Origin of the sequence: Roseinatronobacter monicus (genome assembly GCF_006716865.1) — a bacterium.
Taxonomy (GTDB): Bacteria; Pseudomonadota; Alphaproteobacteria; order Rhodobacterales; family Rhodobacteraceae; genus Roseinatronobacter; species Roseinatronobacter monicus.
Genome location: NZ_VFPT01000001.1, coordinates 1,029,682 through 1,049,162 on the forward strand (window position 1 = coordinate 1,029,682; position 19,481 = coordinate 1,049,162).

Below are 19,481 nucleotides of genomic sequence, written 5' to 3' on the forward strand. Positions count from 1 at the left end.
GCAGGCTTTACTGCGTCACAGCGTAAGCGGCGCGCCTGTGACACCCAGCACAGGGCCCCCCGCGGCGCGCGCATCCTCGTGGTCATGTGTCACAAGGATGACAGGCAAGCCCCGCGCGCGTGCCGCTTGAAACACAAATTCGCGCATCTGAACGCGCAGATCCCTGTCGAGTTTGGAGAATGGTTCATCCAGCAGCAAGGCGCGCGGCGCAGATAGCAGCGTGCGCATCAGGGCCACGCGGGCGCGCTGCCCACCCGACAATGTGGCGGGATCGCGCTGCCCCATTCCGGCCAGTCCTGCCTCGACCAGCGCTTGTGCTATGGCGGCGTCGCGGTCAGGTGCGGATTTTGGCAGGCCAAAGCCCAGATTGCCCGCAACGGACAGATGCGGGAACAGGATGTCATCCTGAAACAAAATTCCAAGCTTGCGCGCGTGTGTGGGCAGATGGGTGATCTCGCGCCCTTCCAGATAGATCCGCCCGCTGGCCTGAAACGCGGGCGGCAAGGCCCCGATCAGGGCAGCAAGGGCGGTGGATTTGCCGCAGCCAGACGGGCCCATAATGGTCAGCACCGCGCCTGCCGCAACTTCGACCGAGAGGGCGACCATGACCGCGCCCTGATGCGTGATTTCCAGATTTTCAAGGCGCAGGCTCATGCGATCTGCATGCCCCGGCGATTGCGGAAAAGCAAGGCGGGCACGGCAAGGCAAAGCGCGAACACCCCCATTGGCAATGCCATCTGCACCACGGCCCAAACGCCGATCAACCGCCTGTTGCCGGATGAGGCCAGCGCCACCGCTTCGGTCGTCACAGTGCTGACGCGGCCTGCGCCGATCAGAAGGGTCGGCAGATATTGCGCGACCGATGTGGCAAAGCCCACCGCCGCTGCAATTAGCAAGGCACGTGCCAGCATGGGCAGGCGCACCGCCCAAAGCACGCGGGCCGGGCGCGCGCCAAGCGCTGATGCGGCCATGCCAGCGCGTGCGTCCCATGCCCGCCACGGATCGGCCAGCGATAGGTAGACATAGGGCAGCACGAAGACCAGATGCATCGCCATCACCGACATGCGTGTGCCATCCATTCCCAGCACCAGCGCAAATGTTGCCAGTCCCGGAAGAAAGGCAATCTGCGGCACGATCAGGGGCAGATAGATCAGCCCGATCAGGGGCGTGCGGGTGGTGTTTTGCGCTTGTAGCGCCGCGATGCTCAGGCATAGCGCGACTAAAGTTGCGCCCAGCGCGATCACACCGGTCTCGAAACCAATGCGGCGCAGATTGTCGGATTGTCCTGTCCAGTTGCGCAAGCTCCAGACGTCGGGCAGCAGGGCAGGGAAGCGCCACAGCCCGGCGAAAGACCACACCAGCAGCCCCGCCAGCCCGAGGCCCACCGCCAGCCCGATGGCAAGCGCCCCCGCAGCCCCCAGCGGGCGCAACGCCAGATCAACGGCCACGCCGCGCCCGCCTGCTGCCGCCCAAACGGCACCCCTGCGCGCAATCAGCCCCTCGGCCAGCCGCCACAATGCCAATGCGCCGATCACCAATGCCAGTTGCAACACCGCGCCCGCCGCGGCCTGAAAGCGCAAGGCAAGGTCGGGGTGTGTCATCCAGTCCAGAATTTGCACGGCCAATGTCGGTGGGCGGGTCGGTCCGAGGATCAGCGCCACATCGACCACGGACATGGAATAGGCCAGCACTGCATAGACGGGCAGGCGGATTTGGGCATAGACGCGCGGGGCCACAGCCTTCATCCAGCCGGTGACACGGCCATAGCCAAGGCTGCGTGCAACCATCTGCGCGCGCAGGCTGTCGGTCTGGGGCAGGGCGGCCAGCGTCATCAGCAGTAGAAACGGCACTTCCTTGACGATCAGCCCAGCAACCAAAGCAAGGCCAAGCGGGTCATTGACGATCAACAGGTCTGGCGGGCGCTCCCATCCGGTTGCCCAAGGCGACAGCCCGCGCGCGATCCAGCCAGAGGGCGCAATCAGAAATGCCAGCCCAAAGGCTGCGGCTGCATGTGGCAGCGACAAGAGCGGTGCCAGCGCGCGGGTGATCCATGTGAATGACCGCGTGCCCTGCCATGCCGCCACGATCAGCAATGTCAGCGCAAGTGACAGCCCTGTCGCCAGAATGCCTGTCACCAGCGACAATTTTACCGCGCCGGACAGTCCCGGCCACGCGAGCAATGCGCGCCAAGGTGCCAAGCTCAGCCCGTCCCCGCCTAGCGCGGGCAAGTAGCCAAAGGCGGGGCCGATCACCCCTGCCAGCCCTGCCAGAACCGGCAGAGCCAACAGCAAAAGTGCCGCCCATAGCCCGAAACGGGCCAAGTTACTGGCCTGTGCCGTAGCGCGCGGTCCAGTCTTCGGCGATGCGGGTCATCCAGCTTGGATGGGGTTCTTTCAGTCCTTTGCCCATCTGGTCCGGTGCGAGCGTGGCAATGCCCAGCTCCAACGCCTCAAACTGTGCACGGTCCGCGTCTTCCAGCAGATGCAGGCCCAGAACTGTCTGAAAGCCAAGGATTGCAGGGTCTTGCGCGCGGGCCTGAATTTCGGGGTCAAGGATCAGATTTGCAAGCACCAGCGCGCCTTCGGAATTGGCGGCGTTATAGGGGATCGACAGGTATGAGGAATTGGCCAACGTGCCTTCTTCAAAGACGAAGGTGCGTACAGTGTCCTGCAATTCGCCATCCGCAATCGCGGCAGATGCGCGCCCCGGATTGAAGGCAAAAGCGATGTCGATCTCGCCATCCGCCAGCAACTGACCCAGCGCGGGTTCATTGGCCGGATAGGCGCGCCCCTGCCGCCACAGGTTTGGCGTGATCTCATCCAGAAATGCCCAAAGCGGGGCTGTCACCGTGTCATAATCTACGTTGTCGGTTGATCCCATCAGCACGGAAGGATCATCCAGCACGCCGTATAGCGCTTGTTTGAGAAAGCTGGTGCCCAGAAAATCGGGCGGCTGCGGATAGGTAAAGCGTCCCGGATTCTCCGCGATCCACGCCCGCAGCGCATCAAGCGTGCGCGGCGGCTCTGGCAGGGTGGCGCTGTCATATTCAAACACCATCTGGAACATGGCCCAAGGGCTGCCATAGCCTTCGACCGGCAAGGTGAAGTCGATCAATACGGCGGGGTTTGCTTCGGTATCGACCAAGGGCCAATTTGGCAGGCTTTCGGCAAAGGGGCCGAACAAAAGCCCCTGTTCCTTCATCGACGCGAAATTTGCGCCATTGATCCAGATGACATCGACCGCGCCCCCGGTATCGCGCCCCGCCTGCCGTTCGGAGATGACGCGGGTGACGGCATCTGCTGTATCGGCCAGCCGGACATGTTCCAGCGTGACACCGTGGCGTTCTTGCATGTCCGTCCCGACCGAGGCGATGAACGCATTGATGCGCGGATCACCCCCCCATGCGTGCCAATAGACAGTCTGGCCGCGCGCCGCCTCTAGCACGCTGTCCCAGTCTGTGGGGTCTGGCGTGTCTGCGGACAAGGGCGAAAAGGCAAGCAGCGCAAGTGCCGCAGTCGTGAGGTATTTCAGCATGAGGTGTCTTTCCTGTGATGGATCGTTGCCAGAAGTATACGCAGCGAGATGCGATTTTGTTTCGAACAAAGCGCACGCCGGATTGCAAGGTTTTAGTGCTGGCAGAAAAATCATTTACCTGCATCAGGTTAGTGCGTGTCAAGCTTTGGAAAACCCGCAAAGTGTTCAAAGGAATGGGGACTTGGCGGGGCATGACAGGCCGCACGTGGGGGTTGGTGCGAATCCGCCGACACAGGGTTGTGAAGGCTTGGCCTACTGGGATGTCCGGCGCGGCTTGGATAAGGCGCCGACAACACTAACGATCCCGGAGAGACTTATGCCATTCGATGCTCAGCAATCTGCGTACAACAGGCGTGCGTTCCTGTTTGGTGCCTCAGCCGCTCTGACAGGTTTGACGGCCAGTCCAAGTTTCGCGTTGCCGTTTTTTCGCAGAAACGAAGCGCCAGAACCGGCTGAGACACGCAGCCTTTTCATGGTGAACCAGCGGACAGAAGAGGTGTTCCACGAGGTGTACTTTAATGGTGAGGCGTACTTGCAGGAAGCGCTTGACCGCTTCTCGCTGTTTTCGCGCGACCTGCGCAATGGCGAGGTCGGCGAGATGGACCCGCATCTGCTTGATCTGGCATCCGACGTGCAAAAGCTGATCAGCGTTGAGGAACCCCTGATCCTGACGCATGGTTTTCGGTCTTCCTCCAGAAATGTGCGCGGTGGTGCGGCCAATTCGCGCCATCTGCATGGCCAAGCGCTGGATATTGCGCATCCAAGATTGCGTCCGCGCGAATTGCACCAACACGCCGCAGCGCTCGGTCGCGGGGGGCTTGGGCGATACGCGACTTTTATTCATATCGATACCGGCCCGACCCGCCAATGGTAGGGTTGTCTTTCGCCTGAACGGGCACTAAATCGCCAGTCACCGGTCGCAGCCTACCCGGTTAACAAAACAAGGACTGACACATGAGGACGAATCTTATCTGCTCTGGCGGGCTGGACTCTGTTTCGCTTGCCCATATTCTGGCCGACCAAGGGGTATTGAAGCGCCTGACCTCTTTCGATTACGGCCAACGTCACCGCAAGGAACTGGACTACGCGCAGGCCTGTGCCGAACGGCTGGGCGTTGCGCATCATGTCATCGACATGCGCTCTATCGGGGCGGCGCTGACGGGGTCTGCGCTGACAGATGATATCGCGGTGCCCGACGGCCACTATGCCGAAGACACCATGAAGGTCACTGTGGTGCCTAATCGCAACGCGATTATGCTAAGCATCGCGTATGGAATTTCTGCGGCACAGGATGACGACACTGTCGCCACCGCCGTGCATGGCGGCGATCATTTCATCTATCCCGATTGCCGCCCCTTATTCACGCAGGCATTCGATGCGATGCAGCGCGCGGCACTGGATGGTTACGCGGATATTGCCTTGCACACCCCGTTCGTGAACCGCTCCAAGGCCGATATCGTGCGCGAGGGCGCGCGCGTTGACACGCCTTTTGCGCAGACATGGTCATGCTACAAGGGTGGCGCGCAGCATTGCGGGCGCTGCGGCACCTGTGTCGAGCGGCGCGAGGCCTTTCATCTGGCGGGCATTCCCGATCTCACAGCCTATGAAGACCCGGAATTCTGGCGGCAGGCCATAGGCCGCAGGGAGGCGGTCTGATGTTTCGTATCACCAAGGAGTTCCATTTCTCGGCCTCGCATCAACTGTCACATCTGCCAGCGGATCATCAATGTGCAAGGCTACATGGGCATAACTACATCGTCGTGGTCGAGCTTGCCGCCCCGGACCTGAATGCAGACGGGTTCGTGCGTGACTACCATGAACTCAAGCCGCTCAAGGCCTATATCGACGACACTTTTGATCACCACCACCTTGATGATGTTCTGGAGGTTCCCTCAACAGCCGAGAACCTTGCGCGCCATTTCTACGACTGGTGCAAGGCGCGCTGGTCCGAGACGGCGGCAGTGAAAGTGTCGGAAACGCCCAAGACATGGGCCGAATACCGGCCATGAGCCTGCGCATCGCTGAAATTTTCGGCCCCACCATTCAGGGTGAGGGCGCATTGATCGGAGAGCCGACAGTGTTTGTTCGTGCTGGCGGGTGCGATTACCGCTGTGTGTGGTGCGACTCGCTGCATGCTGTGGATACGGCATTTCGTCACCAGTGGCAGAAGATGAGTGCGCAAGCGGTGTGGGACGACGTGCGCGCGCTGTCAGGTGGGCAGCCGCTCACAGTCTCGCTGTCCGGCGGCAACCCCGCCATTCAGGACTTCGCGCCGCTTATCGCGCTTGGCAAGGCCAAAGGTTACCGGTTTGCCTGTGAAACCCAAGGGTCGATTGCGCGGCCATGGTTTGCCGATCTCGACACGCTGGTCCTCAGCCCAAAGCCGCCATCGGGCGGCGAGGTGATGGATTGGGCGGCGTTTGAGCTATGCGTGGCTGCGGCAGGGGCGCGCCCCAAAACCGTCCTGAAAATCGTGATCTTTGACGAGGTGGATTATGCCTGGGCCAAGGATGCCGCCAGCAGATACCCCGATCTTCCGCTCTATCTGCAACCGGGCAATCCCGATGTGGACCCAGATCATGCGGTCGATCTGGCTGCGTGCACGGATCGGTTGTTATGGCTGGTCGACAAGGTAACGCAAGACAGATGGTTCACCGCGCGCGTGCTGCCGCAGCTTCATGTGCTGATATGGGGCAACAAGCGCGGTGTCTGACGAATGTGCAAAAAGGAAACGCTGATGACGGAAACGATCTATAGCGGGCTGAAGCAACTGGGCGAGGCAACAGACCTGCCCGACAGCCCGGAAACTGCGGAGTTGGAGCGTGTTCAGAACCCGCAGGCCGATATCGCCTATTGCGTGCGGTTTGTGGCGCCTGAATTTACCTCGCTTTGTCCTATGACGGGCCAGCCAGATTTCGCGCATCTGGTCATCGACTATGTGCCGGGGGATTGGCTGGTCGAGAGCAAATCCTTGAAGCTGTACCTAGGATCATTCCGCAATCACGGCGCGTTTCATGAGGATTGCACCATCTCGATCGCGCGGCGGCTGTTCGCGTTTCTTGACCCGCAATGGCTGCGGATTGGCGGCTATTGGTATCCACGCGGCGGCATTCCAATCGACGTATTCTGGCAAACCGGGCCATTGCCCGAAGGTGTTTGGATACCAGATCAAGGTGTTGCCCCGTATCGTGGGCGCGGCTAGGGCAACCGCGCCCGCACAACACCGCGGGCAAGTGTGCTGAATTACACCCTTGCCGCGCGATGTTTTGTTGGGTTCACGACAGCAGGCTCAACACTTCGCTGGAACTTCCCTCAAGGCTGGCTCGCATTTTCTGAAACGCGACGACTTGTATCTGACGGACGCGCTCTTTGGATAGGTTCAACTCTTCGCCAAGCGATTCCAATGTGCTGGGCTGTTCCAGCAACATGCGCTTGCGTATGATAAGCCGCTCGCGTTCTGACAGGCTTGCCATCGCATGAAGCAGCCATTCACGCAGTTGCGCCCTGTCGTGTGACTGTTCGATCTTGGCCTCGGCCTGCTCCGCGTCATCTTCGAGGGAGTCGATCCATTCCCGCCCGTCTTCATCCTGCGATTGCAGTGCATTCAGCGAGAAATCCCCGCCCGCGAGCCGACCATCCATGAACTCGACATCATGGAGTGGTATTTTCAGTTCGCCGGCCACCGATTTGCGGATTTCGGCGCTGTTGATCTCTTCGCCGCGCGCCAATGCTTCGCGCTCGAACTTTGCTTTCACGCGCTTATAGTTGAAAAACAGCGACTTCTGGTTCGAGGTCGATCCGACCCGCACCATCGACCAGTTGCGCATCAGGTAGTCCTGAATGCTGGCGCGTATCCACCATGTCGCATAGGTCGAGAAGCGCAACTCGCGGTCGGGATCAAACTTGTTTGCCGCTTTCATCAGACCCATTCCTGCCTCTTGAATAAGGTCATTCATGGGCATTCCGTAGCGGCGGAATTTTGAGGCGATTGAGACAGCAAGACGCATGTAAGCGTTAATCAGACGGTGCAACGCCTGCTCATCCCCATGATCGCGCCAAGCGCGGGCAAGCGCCCACTCAGTTTCTGCATCCAGCATCTCGGCTTTCATAGCGAGGCGGGCGGTGCGGCGGTCGTCTTGGATATCAAGTTGCATGCGCTTACTCCTGTTTTGAGGTGTTTACGCAGTGGACGCTTGGTCAGTTCAGAATAAGATGCGGGTGTGCCGTTTTGGCGCGGCACAAGGTAAATTCCGACCACCTGTCGCAAACGCGCCCTATATTGCGAACGGGCGCTTCGCGGCAGAGGTGAAGCGGCAACAGGCCCAGAACAGAAGCGGCGCCAAGGCAAAGAGTGCTATGACGCCTGCGATCTTTGACTCACGGTTTGGGGGTTAAAGCCCGATTGACTTGTGCATTTCTGCAATTACCCCAGAATAGTTCCCACTTTTCAGAGAAAGCGCACAAAGGTTCACAAGCTGAATGAACTTCATGTCTGTAGCCTTCGGAGGCTCTCGATACTCTCCGGTCCAAAGCCTTTCAGCCATCATATAAGCTACATTAGCAACGTCATCACGCTCGATCTTTACAGTTTAGTCCGCCATATTCGTGCCCAAATACTAAGTTTTCGATAGGTAAAGTTTGGTCAAGAATCACGGGAAGTTAATCTCTTGGGACTTTTAATTCTCGGTTCAGCCCAGAGGGATGCCCAGCTTTGTGAGTTCCTGCCGAGCATAACCGACTGCAATCTCTTTCATCAAGCCGAGTGTCACACCCCCTGCCTTCTGGGCCGAATCTTTTGTTTTGTCCCAAACGGTATCACTGCGGATGGCCGCGAGGTAGTCATGACCTTGATTGGTGATCCTGAAAACCCCGTCATTTACCTCTAAAAACAGCCCAGCATCCGAGAGCCATTTTCCGTGCATGTAGCGCTTCAACTCTTCTTCACTTGGGCTGAGGCAAATCGGCATCACAAGGTAAGGCTCTTGTAATTGTTCTGCTTCAAAAAGCATTTCTCGAATGAAGTCATCGTCTCGCGTCATTGGTTCACCTTTCAATAAACAGATTGAACATAACATGAACATACATCTCATTCAACCCAGTGAAAACCAGTGCGCTCCAAATATAATGTGGGGCAGATTGTTGCCGGTTTTTCGGATTATCTAATGAAAACAATGACTTGCTGGGAGATATGGCGGAGACGATGTCCGCCAGGTCAAGTCCGTTAACAAGTTTAATCAATAAAAATCAGATGCTTGAGATTGTATTGATTTGAGTTTGTGCAGCAAAATGTGCAGCAAGAAAAGTGGGAGTAGGTCGATGGCCGTACACGTCGGCAGATCATGGTGGGCTAATAGACTTCTAGGCGATTTGTGACTAGTGCTTGTACGGCGGTAGCCATGAAGATGGTATCTTTGGGTTATCGTGAGCCATCGTTCGAAATAATAGCGCCCTGCGCAGTTTCAACGTCTTGCAATCTAGTCAGGTAACTAACCGCGAAAGCTGTGGATCATTGCGCACGACGACACACCACTTCGCAACGGCAGAGAGATCTGCGGATGGATTGGTTAGTTCGCGAATGCGTGAACGTACTGAGGTAATCTTCATTTTGGCGGCGGGGTTGTTGCCCTGACTACATCGGCCTCTTGCCTCAACGAAGTCACCGATCAGGAGGTCTACTTTTTGCCAAACTTTGCGTCGCGCCTCTGCCAAAGGTCCGTGTTCGTTCAACTTAAGTCGGTCTATAGTGATGTAGACTCGTTCCTGCTCCCAAGCTGATGATCCAGGCGTTGGAATCGCCTTACCTTCTTCATCAAAGGCTATCAACGCCACGTCATCATCATCGATCGGATCCAAAAGATAACGAGACTCTGATTCTTCCTTTGGAGCAACAAAACTTGAGCACAAAGAACCTGCCTGCAGCGGAAACCAACCTCCCTTCTTACGATTGCCAACGGTACCACAAACCCGAAAATTCATAAAGTTGAAGGCAAGCCACCAATATCCATCGCGAACCGTACCATCGAGATCCCGTGCTTCCTTCTTCGGACGAAAGTGCTCGACATCGTAATGTGAATAAAGATCACGGGTCTCAGAGAACCAGCATTTACCACCAGAAAGAGCCAGCATCCAAGGTTTTAGATCCCCCCAGTGCTTGCGATTGGCGTCGATCAATGCGTTACGTGCTTCCCGATCGCCAGCAGTCTCAAACGCCGCCATATCGTTGAGAAGCTGCGCTGACCTTGCGAGCCAATCATCCCACTGAACTTGTGTCCAAGGCTCCCACCCCGGAATATCCGTGTCGGTTGGCAATTTATGTTCAAGGTCAATCCAGATCACTCATTTGCCTCATCGCGTAGGATCTCATTAATTATATCGTCGGCGATCCGATTTTGCTCGGCTTGCTCCTCGGGTGTCAATGTCGGTTTTCGGAACTTCTGGTGCTGCGCCATCTTGCGAACAAAAAGCGCATAATCGGGATCACGGAAGTCAGATGTCGAAAAGCCGAGATCAGCGAGCTCCGCGGAAAGCCGAGAGAGTTCAGCATCCTCATCAACACTGCGGGGAGATTTCACAAATAACTCATTTCTTCTGAAAAGGCGCCGCTCGGTTTCTATATCCAATGTGGATGACAGACCAAAAAGCTCGCTCTTTAGCAGTCCAGTTACTCCCATCCCCTGGGGGTGTTCGTCGGGTACTTCGACTACGGACCGATTTCCTATGCGCCGGAGGATGTGTACTTGCTCCCTTTTAAGGCTCCCAACCATCATCGGATCATGGGTGGTGATCAGAATCTGGGAACCGCCGGAGGTTAGCTTGTCCTGTTCTGCTCCAAGAACCCCTTCAATGTCGTCGAAGTAGCGCAGCTTCCAGATTGGATTGATGTGTGTGTCTGGCTCGTCAAGCAAGAACAAGCAGTGATCTTCGCGAGTAATGCGCATTAGTGTTGAGCGACAACCACCTTGGCCGGTAGCGACAACCATCTTGGCCGGTGGCGCTGATCGGAGGGCGGGCTTGCCCGCCTGGAGGTCAGCGCCACCGGCCAAGATGATTTTGGGTTAGGTGCTGGTCGCTGCGGGTTGATAAGCCGGAAGCCTCTACGTTCCAACGGAGGACCCCGGTTGGCCTATCAATCCATCACCGACCAGCAATTGAGATTATACATGACCGACCTCAAAAATCACAGCCAATGCACATCAGCCGCCCGTGCCGGGTTCAGCGAAAGAACCGCTCGGCGATTTGATGCAGATCCAACGCCCCCTTCACAGCGCAAGATTGTTCACGGGCGTACAGTATCCGATCCTCTTGAAGGGTATTGGGAGAATGACATCCTTCCTGTTCTGGAGAACGACAATGCCCTGCAGGCCGTGACGTTGTTGCGTCACCTCCAGGGTCTACATCCTTTGGCTTTTCCAGATGATCGCATCCGCCGAACCCTGGAGCGAAGGGTCCGGCAGTGGCGCGCGCTTAAAGGCCCGGAGCGCGACATCATTTTTCGCCAGACACCAGAGCCAGGCTATATGGCACAGTCCGACTTCACCCATGCAGCCGAGCTGGAAGTGACCATTGCAGGCGCACCATTCCCGCACCTGCTTTATCATTTCGCAATGGTCTATAGCCGCTGGGAACATGTTGGTGTTGTCTTGGGCGGGGAGAGTTTTACGGCCTTGGCCGAGAACCTCCAGCAGGCGTTGTGGGCCTTGGGGGGTGTTCCACAAAACCATCGTACGGATAGTCTTTCAGCCGCATTTCGAAATCTGACGCGTGACGAGTGTGAGGATATTACCAAGCGCTATGAAGCGTTCGTCGGTCATTATGGTATGGATGCCAGTCGCAACAACCGTGGTGAAGCCCATGAGAATGGCGCCGTGGAATCGCAGAACCGTCACTTGAAGAAGGCCATCGCACAGGCACTGATCCTGCGCGGCAGCCGTGATTTTGCATCTGTGGCCGAGTATCGTCGTTTCATTGATATGCTGGTGGCGCGGCGCAATCGACAGCGTATGGAAGCGGTTGAGGTAGAACAGCTGCATCTTAAACCTTTGCCGCCGCGGCGCACCACAGACTATACGGAAGTTATCGTGCCGGTCACAAGAATGGGCGGCTTCAGGGTCAAAAGCATCTTTTACAGCGCGCCGTCACAGCTCATCGGGCAGCGTTTGCGCATCCATCTATATGATGACCGCCTCGACGCATTCTTGGGCAGCACCCTTGTCGCAACGCATCCCCGTGGCCGAGGCCGTAACGATGGCCATCGTGTCCATGTCATCAATTACCACCACGTTATCCATGCCTTGAAGCGCAAACCACAGGCTCTTTGGAGCTCGATCTACCGCGATAGCCTCTTCCCCCGCACCGAATACGCGCAGGCCTGGGAAGTGCTACAGCACAGCCTGCCGCGACGCGACGCCTGCCGCCGCATGGTCGCTCTGCTCTTTATTGCCCACGATCAAGCCTGCGAAGCGGAATTGGCACGTCTTCTTGCTGACGATCTCGGCTCTGGTTTGATACCGGACCCAAAGACGCTCGCGACACAGCTCACCCCTAAACACGCGGTGCTGCCAAAGGATGTTGTGGTTTCTCATCCGTCGCTGGACAGCTTCGATGCGCTGCTGGAGGTACGCGCATGACCTCCCGGGAGATCGACATCCACACGCTGCCCAGCATGCTGAGCGCCCTGCGCTTACCCAGCTTCCACAAGCTATGGCAGGAAATCGCCACACGAGCCGATACCGAAGGCTGGCCGGCTGCGCGCTTCCTGGCCGTGCTGGCCGAATACGAACTCGCCGAGCGGGACATGCGCCGCATGCGCCGTCATCTGAATGAATCCCAGCTCCCAGCTGGAAAGACTTTGGCAACCTTCGATTTCAAAGCTCTGCCTACCTTACCACGCGCCCGGGTCGAAGCTCTGGCTGCGGGAGATTGGTTGGACGGCGGCGCAAACCTGATCGCCATTGGCAACTCCGGCACGGGCAAGACCCACATTCTCTGTGCCATTGGCCATGCCCTGATCGAAGCAGGCCATAGGGTCTTCTATACCCGGACCAGCGATCTTGTCCAAAGACTGCAAGCCGCACGTCGGGATCTGGTGCTCGAAGCAGCTTTGGCCAAGCTCGACAAATTTGACCTGATCATCCTTGATGACATTACCTATGCCCACAAGGATCAGGCCGAAACCGGGGTGCTCTTCGAACTGATTGCCCGGCGATACGAATATCGCAGCATCGCCATCGCGGCCAATCAGCCGTTCAGTGGATGGGATCAAATCTTTCCCGACAAAGCCATGACCGTCGCGGCCATCGACCGACTTGTCCACCATGCCAGCATTCTTGAGATGAATGCGCAAAGCTTTCGCCAAAGAAGCGCTGCGGCCAACATGAAAATGCAAAACGAAGCCTCAGCGACAACCAAAAACGACAACCAAGAAGAAGGAAAAAACCTGACCTAAAGACAGTAAAAAACACAACCCCGGCGGCCGCTATAACCGGCCAAGGTGGTTGTCGGCACCGGACAAGGTGGTTGACGCGCTACACATTAGTCCAAGCACCGTAAGAATCTGTAACTCACCTTCGGACAGCTGCGTGAAACCGACCTTGCCGCCGTGTTCGTCACGCTTTCTGACGGTGATACGCACCTCGTCGATCAGATCTCCGATATACGCGCCCTCAGCGTAGCGAAAGAAACTGTCAGTACCTCCTACTAGCTCGCCGAGCTGTTTGAGGTTTTTTTGACTGGGGACAAATAGATAGAGTTGCCGCTGCTTTTCCGTTCGGCCACGAAAATCAATCTGCTTTGTAGCTTCTTGCTCTATAGGGGCCCAGGACACTTGCCATAGCTTGTCGAGGAATTCGCTTACGACATTGCCGCGGGCGTACCAAAATCTTGGATCGCCCTCATTCAATTCGTTCTCATCAAACCTACCAGCTCGGCGTTTTTCGCGCAGGCGGTGCGGTTCTTTTAAAACAAAGAGCGCCGACTCTAGCGAATCGATGTGAAGGTTCTTTAGGACCTTCTCGAAAACTGCGTCGTCTGACAGCAGGCATGCCAGCAGCACGAGCTGGCTGTGACCTCCGCGACAGTAGAACAAACGTCGCAGTCGGTCGTCGCCCGTATGTTTTAGCCGCGCCTCGTTCTGGCGCCTGGCTTCCGCAACGGCACGAATATCAGCATCTGTGCCCGTGAAATTCTCAAGAAGCCTTTCAGAAAGCACCTCGTCGGCTGTGATTTCTTGGCGCTGATTGAAACGGCGCTGGTGTTCTTGGAAAAGCGACTCGATCCGCTCATTCCGGCCAGAGTAATATGCAAAAACATGCGAGGGTAGCAGACGTGGGCCGCGACGTTCATCGCGCGGCGACTTGTCGGCACGATCATTCGTGAGGAGGTAATCTTGGCTGACCTTGTCGTCATCCACCCAGACAAATGGGCGTTTCTGCTTGGCAGTGTCAGCTTGAATACGCACCGTGTGACCGCGGATTTCATATTCTAGGGTGTAGTCAAGAGACGCGTCGCGATTGAGGTCGATGTCACGGAAGATGGTGATCAGCGCCTCGATAAGGTTCGACTTGCCGGTCCCGTTTTGACCGATCAAAGCGTGACTGCGAATGCGCTTGGGATCAATCTCCGTGGATGCGCCGGGCATCGCAGAAACGTGCGTTTTGAAGTCGATGACCAAATCTTGCAGGTTTCGAAAATTTGGGATCGCCAAATGGATAAGCTGCATACTAGGCCCCCGCCGCCTCAGCGGGTTTTTCCAACATTTCAGCCACTGTCGGTTCAGCAATCCAACCGTGCGCTACCTCAGTTTTGAGTTGCGCATAGAAGGCATCAATTTCACCGCCAAAGCGCTGCCAAAGATCTCTGGCAGGTAGTTCGCCATTGTGGCGGGCAAGGATTGTTGTCAGTGGTGCCTGTGCAGTGACATCGGGAGTGGTGCCCAATCGAAGCGGAGCAATCAATTCTGTTTGTGGGACTTTCACAGCCGCAGGTCCTTCTTCTACAAGTGATATGCCGGTTATTGAATTGACGGCAGCTATTACAAATTTTTTGGAGACGTCTAGTTTCTCTTCCAACTGATCTGAGAGCCGTTCGCACATTTGATGGTATGAACGCAAACTGGGTAGAATTTCAGGCAGCATTTCTATTGGCGGGACTGGAATCAGCACGCTACCAACTTGTTTGAGATTAAGGCCTGGCTTGTCTCCATAAATGTAACGCGCCAAGAATGCCTGACCGCCGAAAGCGTTTACCATCCAAAAATGAATGAACTCAGATAGTCTGGGGTCCAGTAAGCGAATTAGGGCGACATGCTGACTAACATAGGCATATTGCGGAAGATCGGGAACGACCGCGCACCTACCCACATTTCCGCCAGTAATCGTGATCAAAAGGTCCGATGGCTGGACCAATGTACGCATTCCTTCTGCCTTTTCAGGCAATCGTACGAACGCTGGTTTCTCGAAAATGAGCTCATCATGCTTAATATCCTGAGAGCGTATAAAGGAGTCGCCTTCGTTTGCTATGTACTTTTTCCAACCTCTCGAACCGCTGGTGATGTACTCGGTTAGCTTGGAAAGCGGTTTCCACTCCCATCCGTGCGAAAGTGGGCGTAGTTCAGCATCGGCAAAGATTTCTGATTGCCTCATTCGTGACTTTGGGGTCGTAACTCCTCGCAACACGAGATCACACATAACATCGCGAAGTTTACGAACGTCCTGCTTTTCGCTGAAAAGGCTGTCAAAGTTGGTTTCTAGTCTTTCCCAACTCTCTTTGAGCCCATATGGATCATGGGCGTCGGCTACGGCTTGAAGTGTGGAATGACGCAAAGCGTTTTGTAGCCTGCGGCGTGTTTGCTGTTGTCGTTCTAGCTGACTGCATAAATTCATCAGTTCATCGACTTTTTCGACGATCCGATTTTGCTCTTCGACAGGAGGGTACGGAATCGCAAGCTCTCGAACGGTGCTAGTATTCAATTCAACCTGTTGAGTTGTTCCAGATACCAGGGAATCTTGGTGCGATGGTTGAATTCTTGCCTGAACCCAAGGTGATGCGATCACACACCAAACATAACGTGGATTTGCTATCGACGTCAAACGTATCACTGACACGTGAGAGTCCGCGACCGCCTTATAATCAGGCCTATCTGGATATATTGCCACTCGCCCGGCGGTGCCGGTACCGGTAGAGTTCCAAAGAAGGTCACCACCTTTTAGGAACCGTTCCTCTCCATAATCGGAAATCGATTCGTCGGCCACATAGCGACTGAGACTATGATCAAATCCCGACCACTGAACGCATTTTTGTGAAATTACTTGTACGGAACCATGGTCGGCATATCTCGGACCTTTTCCCCTTTGAATGTATAGTGAAATACCTTCCAGACGCACCCATTTCCAATGGTCCGGAACCGTATATGGCGCAGCCGTCAATGGGGAGTGTGGTCGCGTCGCTCGAAGTTTCAATTCTGCCGCGTAATGTCGGCACTGATCAGCCGCAGATTCTAGTGACTCAGGTATAGAAGAATCGGAATTTTCCAGAGTTACTAACCGGCCAGAGATCGCAAGTTGAAGCACCAAATTGCGTAATTTTTCAACTCCCCCGGGGGCATTCGCAATGTGCCCAAATTCCGCAAGAAACTGAGACGCTTCCATCAGGCGTCCTCGCTGGCAAAGTGGTGCGCCAATGCTGCCGCTAGTTCGCTCTTTAAGCGATTTTCGGTTTCTTCGATCTGGCCAAGCAGGGTCTTATATTTAGGCTATTTCGCGGTTTGTGTGGGTGGCTTGGTTTCCGTTCATTTGCCTGTGGCACAAGATGTTGTGCGGTAGGGTGACGCTGGTAAGTGGGTGAGATTGCCTGCGATGAGGTATGACATGTTGATGAGGTTGCGGGTTTTGCGATACCCGCGCGCCCGAGCCTTTGCGGCCTGAATGAGGCCGTTGATGGCTTCGACAGCGCCGTTGCTCAGATCGCTGTCAAAACCGTTAAGTATACCATCCCAGTGCGCCTTGAGTGTCAGAGCGAGTTTCTTGAATGCTGGCAGCCTGCTGCGGCGCGCCCATTGAAACCAGGCGGTAAGCCGTTCTTCGGCCTCTGCCTTGGACTCGGCTTCAGCAAAGATGTCGCGCAAAGCCTCTTTCAAGCGAAACGCGCGTCCTGTTTTCAGGTGCATCCGAGATAGATCATGATGCTGTGTGATCTGCCGCTTCGTCCATCTCTTCTTGTCCTTGAGCCACATCCAGCGGCTGTGTTTCAACTCAGGTCTGCTGCGTACTTCGGCGCGGCGAACCTCTTCAAGCGCCACATTGGCCAGTTGGATGACATGGAATGGGTCGAAGGTAACATCCGCGTTCGGCAGATGCTTTGCGACGCCAGAAATGTAGGCCCTACTCATATCGATACAGGCAGCGGAGATGGCATCGGGATCACCGCCATGGGCGCGCAGATCTTCACCGAAAGCCGCCACAGTCTTTGCATCACGTCCTTCACAGGCAAAGAGAAGCCTGCCGGCCAGAAGGTCGTGAAATAGGGTGATGTAATTATGCCCGCGGCGCGCAGCTGTCTCGTCAATCCCAAGGGCGGTCACGGCGCTGAAGTCTTCGCGATCTCGCGCTGACGACACGTAATGGTCAAGAACCCGCCAGAGGCGATCGTCACCAACATCAAGCATATCAGCAACAGCCTTCACCGGCATCTGTCGCACCAGCGCAATCACAAAGGCTTCAAACAACTGACTGAAACCGCTGCCACTGCGCGCCCAGGGGACCGGAACCTGTCCGGTCTTGCTACATTGGCTGCAAGCAACACGTGGCACATCGGCATGGATGAAAGCCTTGTGCTCGAAAAAACGCAGGTGTTCCCAGATCCTGGATCGCGTGTCATGGACGGGCTGATCGGGCGCGCCACAGGAGGGACAAGCAAATCGACTTCCCGCCTTGAAGCGGACGTCAAAGTGGATCTCTTTGAGTTTGGCGTCAAAACGTACGTCCGTGACACTCCACGGAGCCTGCAGGCCAAGAGCTGTCGTGAACAAACTTGTCTCGGGACCCATGAATACCTCCTCATCCGCTGGTTTCAGGAAGCTTCACCCTATCCAAAAAAACTGCCGCAGCTCAACAGGCTCGGCGCGTCTGACGCTGCGATATTTGAGGTCTCCGCGACAGACGCGCCTTATGTTGTGACCACAATATCTGGTAGAAGATTCAATCCGCCGCCCACCAGCAACCCACACAAATCGCGAAGGGACCTATATTTAACTAGTAGTAGGTCTGGATCATGAATTTCTTCCTCCGGACCGTTGGGGTGGGTCTCATCAAGGTTGAAGATAGGCCAGTAAATTCGGTCGCCCGCAGCTTGAGCATCACTTGACTGCAGGCGCAATTCCTCTGCTTGGGCGCGCAGAATGTCCATCTGATCCTCAACCGGCTTTCGCTGCAGATCACCGCTTACCCCTTTGATCGACTCACGCAGGTCACGCACTCGGTTTTCTAGCGCCTTGGCGTCATTGTTCAGTGTGTCGGCGCGATCCCAGTGTGGTCTTGCACCAGCTTCTGCTTGCTCACGCTTAGTCTTGAAGTCGACCTTCCAAGCGAATTCGTTTGGCTCTCGGTCAGCGAAATCATTCGACTCCTTGCCCCACCAGTCCTGTAGGGGTTTGAACTCTTCAAACCGGATCGGTTTGGTCTTGCTGTAGCTCTTGTAGCCAGGCGGGTATGGGTGCTCGTAGAACCAGATGGTGTCGGTATGGAAGTGTTCGGTACCATCATCATTGACTTCACCTTTGGTGAAAAACAAAAGGTTCGTCTTGATGGTTGTGTAGGGTGCGAACACGCCTTTTGGCAGGCGCACAATTGTGTGCAGGTTGCAGTCACGGAGCAACAGCTGCTTTAGAGTGCCCTTGAGGCCATCGCCAAACAGAAAACCATCAGGCAGCACGACCGCGGCGCGCCCGTTTTCCTTCAACAGTTTCTTGATGATAAGAGCCATGAACATATCGGCCGTCTCGCGCGTGCGAAGATCCGCTGGATAATCGCTGCCCACGCCGTCATCTTCATACCCACCAAAGGGCGGATTGGTGATCACGCAATCCACTTTGTCGTGGGCGCTCCAATCGTTCCAGCCTTTTCCCAAGGTGTTGCGGTGTTCGATCTGGCTAGGTACATCAATGCCATGCAACAGCATGTTGGTTGTGCACAGCAGGTGAGGCAGCTGCTTCTTCTCAATGCCACGGATCAGGGTTTCGATGGCGCGCTGGTCTTCCGCACTGGACTTGGCGGAAAGCTGGTTGCGGAAATGATCGATCGCAGCAGTCAGGAAGCCGCCAGTCCCGCAAGCAGGGTCTAGCACGGTTTCGCGTTTGGCAAGGCTAGGGTTGAGGCGATCAGCCATGAATTGAGTGAGGGCGCGCGGGGTGTAGAATTCCCCCGCATTCCCGGCACCGCGCAGGTCGTTCAGAAGCTGTTCGTAGACGTCGCCCAAGTTTGCCCGGGTCTTGAAGTCATGGAAGTCTATCGCCTCTTCCAGCTTTTCGATAACAGCAAGCAATTGCGTGCCGGATTTCATGTAGTTGTTGGCATCTTCGAAAACGCTGCGGATCACCATATGCTGTGGGCTGGCGTTTGCATCGAGTTCTTTCAACGAAGCAAAAAGCTCGTTGTTCACGAACCCTACAATATCGCTTGGTGCGATCTGAGGTTTTCTCTTCCCGTCATCCCCGGGCAAATAGGCGGCCCAATTTCGCCACCGCATAGGCTCTGGCAATGGAGACTTGTACGTATTGTTGTCGTCTTCCCACTCCTCTTCCCGCTGGTCGAAGACCTTTAGGAAGAGCATCCACGTAAGCTGACCAAGGCGTTGGGCGTCGCCGTCGACGCCGTCGTCCTTGCGCATAATGTCCTGAATGGATTTGATGGAGTTGCTGAGGTTCATGTGCTCTTCTTATTCCTATTGGCCCGCAA

At 56.0% G+C, this 19,481-nt stretch carries 18 protein-coding genes; 7 read left to right on the forward strand and 11 right to left on the reverse strand.

The window, feature by feature from the left end; all coding sequences use genetic code 11:
* Window positions 1-15 precede the first annotated feature (15 nt).
* From BD293_RS04730 to BD293_RS04740, 3 genes are read right to left on the reverse strand one after another with little or no spacing between them, the layout of a single operon-like run.
* Window positions 16-654 (reverse strand): ATP-binding cassette domain-containing protein, encoded by a 639-nt coding sequence (locus BD293_RS04730; RefSeq protein ID WP_142080105.1) that lies wholly within the window; start codon window positions 652-654, stop codon window positions 16-18.
* Window positions 651-2,321, reverse strand: coding sequence for an ABC transporter permease (locus BD293_RS04735; RefSeq protein ID WP_142080106.1), 1,671 nt, complete (start codon window positions 2,319-2,321; stop codon window positions 651-653). Before BD293_RS04735 ends, BD293_RS04730 begins: the two co-directional genes overlap by 4 nt.
* A gap of 1 nt (window position 2,322) precedes the next feature.
* The gene (locus BD293_RS04740) at window positions 2,323-3,534 is read right to left on the reverse strand and encodes an ABC transporter substrate-binding protein (RefSeq protein ID WP_142080107.1); all 1,212 of its coding nucleotides are present in this window, start codon (window positions 3,532-3,534) and stop codon (window positions 2,323-2,325) included.
* Between the two features lie 316 nt (window positions 3,535-3,850).
* Between BD293_RS04740 and BD293_RS22615 the strand changes: the two genes are divergently transcribed.
* The 5 genes from BD293_RS22615 to queF all read left to right on the forward strand — a co-directional run bounded on the left by BD293_RS22615 (window position 3,851) and on the right by queF (window position 6,736).
* Window positions 3,851-4,408, forward strand: coding sequence for a YcbK family protein (locus tag BD293_RS22615; protein WP_170207059.1), 558 nt, complete (start codon window positions 3,851-3,853; stop codon window positions 4,406-4,408).
* A gap of 80 nt (window positions 4,409-4,488) precedes the next feature.
* Window positions 4,489-5,190, forward strand: coding sequence for a 7-cyano-7-deazaguanine synthase QueC (gene queC, locus BD293_RS04750; RefSeq protein WP_142080109.1), 702 nt, complete (start codon window positions 4,489-4,491; stop codon window positions 5,188-5,190).
* Complete coding sequence (queD, locus tag BD293_RS04755; RefSeq protein WP_142080110.1) at window positions 5,190-5,543, forward strand: 6-carboxytetrahydropterin synthase QueD; 354 nt, start codon at window positions 5,190-5,192, stop codon at window positions 5,541-5,543. Before queC ends, queD begins: the two co-directional genes overlap by 1 nt.
* The gene (gene queE, locus BD293_RS04760) at window positions 5,540-6,247 is read left to right on the forward strand and encodes a 7-carboxy-7-deazaguanine synthase QueE (RefSeq protein WP_142080111.1); all 708 of its coding nucleotides are present in this window, start codon (window positions 5,540-5,542) and stop codon (window positions 6,245-6,247) included. Before queD ends, queE begins: the two co-directional genes overlap by 4 nt.
* Before the next feature lie 24 nt (window positions 6,248-6,271).
* Window positions 6,272-6,736: a preQ(1) synthase gene (gene queF / locus BD293_RS04765; RefSeq protein WP_142080112.1), complete on the forward strand. Its 465-nt coding sequence runs from the start codon at window positions 6,272-6,274 to the stop codon at window positions 6,734-6,736.
* 73 nt (window positions 6,737-6,809) lie between these two features.
* Here queF and BD293_RS04770 read toward each other — a convergent pair whose 3' ends face one another.
* The 4 genes from BD293_RS04770 to BD293_RS04785 all read right to left on the reverse strand — a co-directional run bounded on the left by BD293_RS04770 (window position 6,810) and on the right by BD293_RS04785 (window position 10,445).
* A complete protein-coding gene (locus tag BD293_RS04770) occupies window positions 6,810-7,688 on the reverse strand; it encodes an RNA polymerase factor sigma-32 (RefSeq protein WP_142080113.1) in 879 nt (292 codons plus the stop codon).
* 534 nt (window positions 7,689-8,222) lie between these two features.
* The gene (locus BD293_RS04775; RefSeq protein ID WP_142080114.1) at window positions 8,223-8,573 is read right to left on the reverse strand and encodes a DUF2513 domain-containing protein; all 351 of its coding nucleotides are present in this window, start codon (window positions 8,571-8,573) and stop codon (window positions 8,223-8,225) included.
* Window positions 8,574-9,012: 439 nt separating this feature from the next.
* Window positions 9,013-9,870: an HNH endonuclease family protein gene (locus BD293_RS04780; protein ID WP_142080115.1), complete on the reverse strand. Its 858-nt coding sequence runs from the start codon at window positions 9,868-9,870 to the stop codon at window positions 9,013-9,015.
* A complete protein-coding gene (locus tag BD293_RS04785; protein WP_211840993.1) occupies window positions 9,867-10,445 on the reverse strand; it encodes a hypothetical protein in 579 nt (192 codons plus the stop codon). The genes BD293_RS04780 and BD293_RS04785 overlap by 4 nt, the downstream gene beginning before the upstream one ends.
* Window positions 10,446-10,652: 207 nt before the next feature.
* Here BD293_RS04785 and istA point away from each other — a divergent pair, with 207 nt between their 5' ends.
* Both istA and istB read left to right on the forward strand, forming a co-directional pair.
* Complete coding sequence (gene istA, locus BD293_RS04790; RefSeq protein WP_425467918.1) at window positions 10,653-12,161, forward strand: IS21 family transposase; 1,509 nt, start codon at window positions 10,653-10,655, stop codon at window positions 12,159-12,161.
* 35 nt (window positions 12,162-12,196) lie between these two features.
* Complete coding sequence (gene istB / locus BD293_RS04795) at window positions 12,197-12,979, forward strand: IS21-like element helper ATPase IstB (RefSeq protein ID WP_246086342.1); 783 nt, start codon at window positions 12,197-12,199, stop codon at window positions 12,977-12,979.
* 30 nt (window positions 12,980-13,009) lie between these two features.
* Here istB and BD293_RS04800 read toward each other — a convergent pair whose 3' ends face one another.
* From BD293_RS04800 to BD293_RS04815, 4 genes are all read right to left on the reverse strand, one after another.
* Window positions 13,010-14,251, reverse strand: coding sequence for an OLD family protein (locus tag BD293_RS04800; protein WP_211840994.1), 1,242 nt, complete (start codon window positions 14,249-14,251; stop codon window positions 13,010-13,012).
* A 1-nt stretch (window position 14,252) separates the two neighbouring features.
* A complete protein-coding gene (locus BD293_RS04805) occupies window positions 14,253-16,178 on the reverse strand; it encodes a restriction endonuclease subunit S (protein WP_142080116.1) in 1,926 nt (641 codons plus the stop codon).
* A gap of 140 nt (window positions 16,179-16,318) precedes the next feature.
* Complete coding sequence (locus tag BD293_RS04810; protein WP_142079999.1) at window positions 16,319-17,575, reverse strand: ISL3 family transposase; 1,257 nt, start codon at window positions 17,573-17,575, stop codon at window positions 16,319-16,321.
* A 119-nt stretch (window positions 17,576-17,694) separates the two neighbouring features.
* Window positions 17,695-19,452 carry a class I SAM-dependent DNA methyltransferase gene (locus BD293_RS04815; RefSeq protein ID WP_246086212.1) on the reverse strand — a complete coding sequence of 586 codons (1,758 nt, stop codon included), beginning with the start codon at window positions 19,450-19,452 and terminating at the stop codon, window positions 17,695-17,697.
* Between the last annotated feature and the right edge of the window lie 29 nt (window positions 19,453-19,481).

What these genes read in the sequence shown, in the direction of transcription:
- BD293_RS04730 (WP_142080105.1), bottom strand. Translation starts at nt 654, where the DNA reads ATGAGCCTGCGCCTTGAAAATCTGGAAATCACGCATCAGGGCGCGGTC.
- BD293_RS04740 (WP_142080107.1), bottom strand. Translation starts at nt 3,534, where the DNA reads ATGCTGAAATACCTCACGACTGCGGCACTTGCGCTGCTTGCCTTTTCG.
- BD293_RS22615 (WP_170207059.1), top strand. Translation starts at nt 3,851, where the DNA reads ATGCCATTCGATGCTCAGCAATCTGCGTACAACAGGCGTGCGTTCCTG.
- queC (WP_142080109.1), top strand. Translation starts at nt 4,489, where the DNA reads ATGAGGACGAATCTTATCTGCTCTGGCGGGCTGGACTCTGTTTCGCTT.
- queD (WP_142080110.1), top strand. Translation starts at nt 5,190, where the DNA reads ATGTTTCGTATCACCAAGGAGTTCCATTTCTCGGCCTCGCATCAACTG.
- queE (WP_142080111.1), top strand. Translation starts at nt 5,540, where the DNA reads ATGAGCCTGCGCATCGCTGAAATTTTCGGCCCCACCATTCAGGGTGAG.
- queF (WP_142080112.1), top strand. Translation starts at nt 6,272, where the DNA reads ATGACGGAAACGATCTATAGCGGGCTGAAGCAACTGGGCGAGGCAACA.
- BD293_RS04770 (WP_142080113.1), bottom strand. Translation starts at nt 7,688, where the DNA reads ATGCAACTTGATATCCAAGACGACCGCCGCACCGCCCGCCTCGCTATG.
- BD293_RS04775 (WP_142080114.1), bottom strand. Translation starts at nt 8,573, where the DNA reads ATGACGCGAGACGATGACTTCATTCGAGAAATGCTTTTTGAAGCAGAA.
- istB (WP_246086342.1), top strand. Translation starts at nt 12,197, where the DNA reads ATGCTGAGCGCCCTGCGCTTACCCAGCTTCCACAAGCTATGGCAGGAA.
- BD293_RS04800 (WP_211840994.1), bottom strand. Translation starts at nt 14,251, where the DNA reads ATGCAGCTTATCCATTTGGCGATCCCAAATTTTCGAAACCTGCAAGAT.
- BD293_RS04805 (WP_142080116.1), bottom strand. Translation starts at nt 16,178, where the DNA reads ATGGAAGCGTCTCAGTTTCTTGCGGAATTTGGGCACATTGCGAATGCC.
- BD293_RS04810 (WP_142079999.1), bottom strand. Translation starts at nt 17,575, where the DNA reads ATGGGTCCCGAGACAAGTTTGTTCACGACAGCTCTTGGCCTGCAGGCT.
- BD293_RS04815 (WP_246086212.1), bottom strand. Translation starts at nt 19,452, where the DNA reads ATGAACCTCAGCAACTCCATCAAATCCATTCAGGACATTATGCGCAAG.